Annotated in this window: 6 protein-coding genes; 3 read left to right on the top strand and 3 right to left on the bottom strand. The window is 61.0% G+C overall.

Translation table 11 applies throughout. The features are described from left to right. Window positions 1–190: 190 nt before the first annotated feature. Window positions 191–1,021 (bottom strand): mechanosensitive ion channel family protein, encoded by an 831-nt coding sequence (locus NRB16_RS12515; protein ID WP_045488072.1) that lies wholly within the window; start codon window positions 1,019–1,021, stop codon window positions 191–193. Between the two features lie 176 nt (window positions 1,022–1,197). Beyond that, window positions 1,198–1,683 carry a YajQ family cyclic di-GMP-binding protein gene (locus NRB16_RS12510; RefSeq protein ID WP_045488069.1) on the bottom strand — a complete coding sequence of 162 codons (486 nt, stop codon included), beginning with the start codon at window positions 1,681–1,683 and terminating at the stop codon, window positions 1,198–1,200. A gap of 156 nt (window positions 1,684–1,839) precedes the next feature. Here NRB16_RS12510 and NRB16_RS12505 point away from each other — a divergent pair, with 156 nt between their 5' ends. Genes NRB16_RS12505 through NRB16_RS12495 form a run of 3 tightly spaced genes read left to right on the top strand, consistent with a single transcriptional unit; the run spans window position 1,840 to window position 5,436 of the window. Then, window positions 1,840–2,763 (top strand): putative 2-dehydropantoate 2-reductase, encoded by a 924-nt coding sequence (locus NRB16_RS12505; protein ID WP_257106247.1) that lies wholly within the window; start codon window positions 1,840–1,842, stop codon window positions 2,761–2,763. Between the two features lie 45 nt (window positions 2,764–2,808). Beyond that, a complete protein-coding gene (locus NRB16_RS12500) occupies window positions 2,809–4,845 on the top strand; it encodes an ATP-binding protein (RefSeq protein WP_257106241.1) in 2,037 nt (678 codons plus the stop codon). Between the two features lie 15 nt (window positions 4,846–4,860). Beyond that, window positions 4,861–5,436: a cob(I)yrinic acid a,c-diamide adenosyltransferase gene (locus NRB16_RS12495; protein WP_045488062.1), complete on the top strand. Its 576-nt coding sequence runs from the start codon at window positions 4,861–4,863 to the stop codon at window positions 5,434–5,436. 276 nt (window positions 5,437–5,712) lie between these two features. Here the strand turns inward: NRB16_RS12495 and NRB16_RS12490 are convergent, their stop codons facing one another. After that, a complete protein-coding gene (locus tag NRB16_RS12490; RefSeq protein ID WP_257106240.1) occupies window positions 5,713–6,660 on the bottom strand; it encodes a Nudix family hydrolase in 948 nt (315 codons plus the stop codon). Window positions 6,661–6,722 lie beyond the last annotated feature (62 nt).

The following is a 6,722-nucleotide window of genomic DNA, read 5'->3' as shown; positions in this document are numbered from 1 at the left end:
GGCGACCCTATTTTGTGCTTGGCAAAATAGGGGAAAACCGCTTGCTCCTGGTTTGGGTCCGCCCTGCGGGCGGACTTCCCTCCGTCCGGCGCCGATTCGCGGCGTCTGTGCCATCTCGGTTTGAAGATCAAAAGCAACATCAACGGCAGCGGCTACAGCAAGAGCAGCTTGCGGTGGCCCGTTACCGATCTCAACCCTTGCTCAACTGCACCACTTGTTGCTGGTACTGGATTTCAATGCCAGCCGCTTTGAGGCGGTCGCGGGCTTCGAGGTTGAACTTTGACAGCACATCACCGAGGTCGCCGGTTTTGGCCCATACCCGCAGTTGCAGGGCGATGGCGTTGTCGCCCAAGGCATTGACCACCGCCTGGGGCGCCGGGTCTTTGAGCACACGTGGGTCGTCGGCCATTTCCAGCAACACTTGCAGGGCGGCTTTGAGGTCGCTGTCGTAACCAACCTTGACGTCGAACACGCCTTTGCGGGTCGGCTGGCGGTTGGTATTGGTGATGATGCCATTGGATAACACGCCATTGGGTACGATAACGGTACGGTTGTCGCCGGTGCGCAGGATGGTGTGGAAGATCTGAATGTTATCAACCGTACCAGCCATGTTCTGGAACTCGATCCAGTCACCAATACGGAACGGCCGGAACAGCAGAATCAATACGCCACCGGCGAAGTTCGACAGGCTGCCTTGCAGCGCCAGGCCAATGGCCAGACCGGCAGCACCGATGGCCGCGACGAAGGAGGTGGTTTCGACACCGATCATCGATGCCACGCTGATGACCAGCATTACTTTTAGCGCAATATTGGCCAGACTGCTGACAAAGCCCTGCAACGCCCGATCAGCATTACGCAGCGCCAGCAAGGCGCCAACCCGGTCGGTCAGACGGTTAATCAGCCACCAGCCGATGGTCAGGGTCACCAGTGCCAGCAACAGTTTGCTGCCGTATTGCATGACCATCGGGATCCAGGCTTGGGAAATCTTCCACAGCTGGTCCACTTCGGCATTCAAATCCATACATCTACTCCTTAAAACCTGTTTTTCGCCAACGCCAAAACCCTCCCGCACCAGAGCAAAGGAGTCATTTCAGGGCTGATACGCTGCGTGGGACGCGCTCAGGCCGCCAGGGTTCCCTGGCCGGCCAGTATCAAGCGCTGAGCCGGCCAGCCTGGCAGGCCAGCCGGACGGAACACTCAATCGCGGAAGTTGTTGTATTGCAGCGGCAGTTCAGCGTCGTAGGCACGCAACAGGGCGATGGCGTCCTGCAGGTCGTCTCGCTTCTTGCCGGTGATGCGCAGTTGCTCGCCTTGAATGGCGGCCTGGACCTTGAGTTTGGAGTCTTTGATGTGGGCAACGATCTTCTTGGCCTGCTCTTTGTCGATGCCTTCGCGCAAGGTCGCTTCCTGTTTGCTGACCTTACCGGAAGCGTAGGGGTCTTTGACTTCCAGGCATTTGACGTCAATCTTGCGCTTGACCAGCGACAGTTTGAGAATCTCGATCATCGCTTCGAGCTGAAACTCTGCCTCGGCGGTCAGGGTCACGACCAGGTCTTTATCGTTGAATTCGAAAGAACCCTTGCCCTTGAGGTCATAACGGCGGTCCAGCTCCTTGATCGCGTTGTCGACGGCATTGGTGACTTCGTGTTTATCCAATTCGGACACTACGTCGAACGAAGGCATGTATTTTCTCCAGATGAACGGCGTGTTCGGTAATTCACCCACACGCGTGACTTGACGGTACGAAAGAGCGCTCATTATAACGGGACTTTTCCAGCCTTTACTGCGAGCCTTCATCTGCATGCGTGCATCTTGTACCCCATTTTCGGTTGCGAACGGCTGATGAAGACCTGGCACATCCTCGGCGCCGGCAGCCTCGGTACACTGTGGGCCACTCGGTTGGCCCGTGCCGGCTTGCCGGTCTGCCTAATACTGCGCGATCAAGCTCGCCTGGCGCAGTATCGCAACCACGGCAGTCATCTGACTCTGGTGACTCAAGAGGGTTGCGAGCGATTGTCCGTCGACGCCCGGACACTCGATGACCGTGCACCGATCGAACGCCTGCTGGTGGCCTGCAAGGCTTACGATGCCGAGCAGGCCGTTGCTCAACTGGCAAGCCACCTGGTCCCCGGCGCGCAGGTCATCCTGCTGCAGAATGGCCTGGGCAGCCAGGAGGCAGTAGCGGCCCGTATTCCCGAAGCACGCTGTATCTTCGCCTCCAGCACCGAAGGCGCGTTCCGCGAAGCCGACTGGCAGGTGCGCTTTGCCGGGCACGGCTTCACCTGGCTGGGCGATGCCGCCGACCCTGCCCCACCGCTGGCGCTGCTCGAAGAGCTGCACAGCGCTGGCATCCCCCACCAATGGACCCCGGATATCCTGACCCGCCTGTGGCGCAAGCTGGCACTCAATTGCGCGATCAATCCGCTGACCGTGCTGCACAGCTGCCGTAACGGCGATCTGTTGCAACACCCCTGCGAGGTCGCGACCCTGTGCGATGAACTGACCGGCCTGCTGCAGTGTTGCGGCCAACCGGCAGCCGCGAGCGATCTGCATGAAGAAGTGCGGAGGGTGATCCGGGCCACGGCGGCGAACTTCTCGTCGATGTACCAGGATGTCGCGCACGGCCGCCGCACCGAAATCAGTTACCTGCTCGGTTACGCCTGTGCGGCGGCGCAGCGCCATCAATATGCGCTGCCTCATTTGCAGCAATTGCACCGGCGTCTGGCACAACATCTGGCCAGCAAGGGTTTGCGTAGCGACTAGCCCGCGCTACCCTGCGCTTTCCAATCCTCGCTCCGTGACGTGCCTATGCAACTGCGCCAGCGCCTAGACAACCTGCCGGTAGGCCAGAAGCTGCTGGCCGCGCTGCTGGTCCTGCTGACCACCGTATTACTGGTCGCCAACCTGACCTTCATCAGCGCGGCCTATTACATCTCTCAGGAAGCCATGGCGCCGCAAGCGCTGCAAACCATCGGCCGTTTGATCAGCAGTGCTTACCTCAACGAGCGGGCGCTGAACTCCCCCGCCGACGCCCAGGCCTTGCTCCACGAACTGAAAAGTTACGGCCCGCTGCGCGCAGCGGCGGTCTACGACAATGACGGCACTCGCCTGGCACAACACCAGCAGGGCGATCCACTGGAGCTGCCGCTGCAGTATGACGAGATCCAGAACTGGCGCCTGACCGAATTTCGCAGCACCCAGCTGATCCCGGTGCCCAAGGGCGACCAGGCGCCTGGCCATCTGTTGCTGGTGGCCAGCAGCGAGTTGCCCGGCGCGTTCTACAGCGGCACGCTGACCGCCAGTGTCGGCATCCTGATCTTCAGTATCCTGCTGTGGATCGTGGTGGCCCGGCAGATTCGCCGCTTGATCACCGAGCCCATTTACCAGCTTGAACAACTGTCACGTCAGGTGACCCGTGAAGAAAACTACGCACTGCGGGTGCGCACGGGCAACAAAGATGAAATCGGCAGCCTGGCCTCGGCGTTCAACACCATGCTGGCGCGCATTGAAGCGCGGGAGCAGCAGCTCAAACGCGCCCGCGATGATGCTCAGGATGCATTCGACCAGGCCCATGGGTTGGCTGAAGAAACCCGCCGCACCAACCGCAAGCTGGAGCTGGAAGTCCAGGTGCGCAGCAAGATCGAGAAGAAACTCACCGGATTTCAGAATTACCTGAACAGCATCATCGACTCGATGCCCTCAGCGATGATTGCCCTGGATGAACAGCTCTACGTCACCCAGTGGAATCAGCAAGCCACGCTTCTATCGGAGACGCCGCTGGACGAAGCGCTCAACCAGCCGATTTTCATCGCCTTCGAACCGATGCGGGCGTTCATGCCACAACTCAAACACACCGTAGAACAACACAAGGTCACCCTGATCGAGCGGGTGACCTGGATCAAACACGATGTCCCGCGCCATTACGCAGTGACCTTCTACCCGCTCAGTGGCGATGCGGGCCGCGGCGTGGTGATCCGTATCGATGACATCACCCAGCGCATCTCGCTGGAAGAGATGATGGTGCAGTCCGAGAAAATGCTCTCGGTCGGCGGCCTGGCAGCCGGCATGGCCCATGAGATCAACAATCCGCTGGGCGCGATCCTGCACAATGTGCAGAACATCCGCCGTCGGTTGTCTGCGGACCTGCCGAAGAATCTTGAACAAGCCCAGAGCGACGGCATCGACCTGCAACTGGTCAATCAATACCTGATTGGCCGCGAGGTCCCGCAGTTGCTCGACGGCATCCAGCAGGCCGGTGCACGGGCGGCGAAGATCGTCAGCCACATGCTCAACTTCAGCCGCCTGAGCAATCGGCAACTGGCGCCATGCGATCTGCCAGCGCTGATCGACCAGGCGCTGGAGATCGCCAGCAACGACTTTGATCTGACCGTGGGCTTTGATTTCAAGGGCCAGCACATCATTCGGCAGTTTGATCCGCAACTGGGGCCGGTGCCCTGCACCGCCAATGAGCTGGAGCAGGTGCTGCTCAACCTGTTGAAGAACGCAGCCCAGGCCATCCACCAGCGCCCGGAAAACAGCGAACCGGGTCGCATCACCCTCAGAACCCGGCTCAACCCGCCGTGGGCCGAAATCCAGGTCGAAGACAACGGCATAGGAATGACAGAAAACGTGCGCAAACGCACCTTTGAGCCGTTCTTTACCACCAAGGAGATTGGCCAGGGCACCGGGCTGGGCCTGTCGGTGTCGTACTTCATCATCACCAATAACCACAAGGGCCAGATGGAGGTGCAGTCGACTATCGGTCAGGGCACCTGCTTCACCCTGCGCCTGCCGCTGGACGCCAATCAAGTCATGGTGCCGGCGCACATCATCAGCAAGCTTTGATCAGGAGCGACGTACATGGGCTTTCGTCTGTCGAAAATCTACACACGCCAGGGTGACCGTGGTGAAACCGGGCTGGGCGACGGACGCCGGGTGCCCAAGGATCATCCGCGTATCGAGGCCATTGGCGAGGTCGACACCCTCAACAGTCAGTTGGGCTTGCTGCTGGCGGGGTTAACGCAACAGAGCGAGAAGTACCCGGCGCTGGCCGAACTGATCCAGGTTCTGGCGCCCTGCCAGCACCGGCTGTTCGATCTGGGCGGTGAATTGGCGATGCCGGCCTATCAGGCGCTGGACACTAACGAAATTGAACGCCTGGAGGCCGCGATCGACCTGTGGAATGAAGAACTGGGGCCGCTGGAGAATTTCATTCTGCCCGGTGGCTCGGCACTCATTGCTCAGGCCCATGTGTGCCGCAGCGCCGCGCGCACCGCCGAACGCCGCTGCCAGCAGCTCAACAGTAGCGAGCCGTTGCAGGGCGTGGGGCTGGCCTATATCAACCGGCTGTCAGACCTGTTGTTCGTCGCCGCCCGGCTGATCGCCCGCCGCCAGGGCGTGGCAGAGATTCTCTGGCAGGCGGCGCCCAAACCGTAGGAGTTGCCGGGCGGCGATCCGCTTTAGCAACGAAAAGCTTTCCGGCTAAAGCCGGTCCTACAGGCTAATGCCGATCAGTTAAGGATCAACGCGATCCGGTGGGAGTGGCCGGCAGGCGCTCCGGTTGCCGACGAATGCAGTGGTACACCCACGGCAGATGTGCCGGTTTTACTGGCCCTTTCGGGGTGGTCCGGCATCCCGGCTAGCCCCCTCCCACCGAGACCGAGCTGAGCCGGAAATCGCTTAACTGATCAGGCATTAGTCCTACAGCCGGTATCAATTATCCGCTGGCCAGAACGCGCGGATACCGGCCACACCCTGAGCACCGCAGTCCCAGGCGCGCTGAACCTGTTGTGGGCCAACCCCGCCCAGCAGGAACACAGGCTTGCCAAAACCGGCAATCAGTTGCGTCGCCTGCTCCCAGCCCAATGGTTGCGCCTCAGGGTGGGTCTGGGTCGGTTGCACCGGCGACAGGGTGACGAAGTCCACCCCCATCTGCGTCGCCAGGCTCAGTTCTTCAGCGTTATGGCACGAGGCGGCCAGCCAGCGCTCGACCGGGAACGGGCGGCCACGGCTGGCGTATTTACGCAGTTGTTCGGCAGTCAGGTGCCAGCCGGCAGACGGGAAGTCGCCTAGCCACTCCAACGGCCCCTTGAGCATCAATTGCGCCTTGCCGGCGCACAAGCCAACGGCATCCACCGCCAGGTCGCGATAGGCCGGATCGTAGCCACGCGGCGCCCGCAGCTGGAGCAGTTTGGCACCCTGGGCGATGGCCTTTTGCATGCCGCGCAACAACTCGCCGCTCTCCAGCCCCTCTGGAGTAATCAGGTACTCGCTGGGCAAGCGAGCCGCCGCGACGATCGGTGCATTGGCGGCTGGAAACTCGTAATCGGCCAACTGCCGAGGTGCGACCCAGGCCAGCGGCTGGCCTTCGGCGCCGTGGGGTTCACCGCTGAACGCCGATACATCCCAGACATCCAGTAACACATGCTTGTCCGGATAATCGTGTGCAATCCGGATCAACGGCCGCGCCATCTCGACCTGAAGGCCCAGCTCTTCCTGCAACTCGCGGCCAAGGGCGGCACGCGGTGTTTCACCCTGCTCGACCTTGCCACCGGGAAACTCCCACAGGCCACCCTGATGCTGGGTATCGGCGCGTCGGGCAATGAGGATTCGGCCATCGTGACCGCGAATCACGGCCGCCACTACGTGGACTCGTTTCACAACTCGGGTTCCTCCTGGCCTGCCTGCAACCAGCGCTGGAAAGCAGGCCATTGGTAAATGGT

This window comes from Pseudomonas sp. LJDD11 (assembly GCF_024584215.1).
Classification (GTDB): Bacteria; Pseudomonadota; Gammaproteobacteria; order Pseudomonadales; family Pseudomonadaceae; genus Aquipseudomonas.
This window is presented reverse-complemented; position numbering and strand designations above follow the sequence as displayed.

What these genes read in the sequence shown, in the direction of transcription:
- NRB16_RS12515 (WP_045488072.1), bottom strand. Translation starts at nt 1,021, where the DNA reads ATGGATTTGAATGCCGAAGTGGACCAGCTGTGGAAGATTTCCCAAGCC.
- NRB16_RS12500 (WP_257106241.1), top strand. Translation starts at nt 2,809, where the DNA reads ATGCAACTGCGCCAGCGCCTAGACAACCTGCCGGTAGGCCAGAAGCTG.
- NRB16_RS12495 (WP_045488062.1), top strand. Translation starts at nt 4,861, where the DNA reads ATGGGCTTTCGTCTGTCGAAAATCTACACACGCCAGGGTGACCGTGGT.
- NRB16_RS12510 (WP_045488069.1), bottom strand. Translation starts at nt 1,683, where the DNA reads ATGCCTTCGTTCGACGTAGTGTCCGAATTGGATAAACACGAAGTCACC.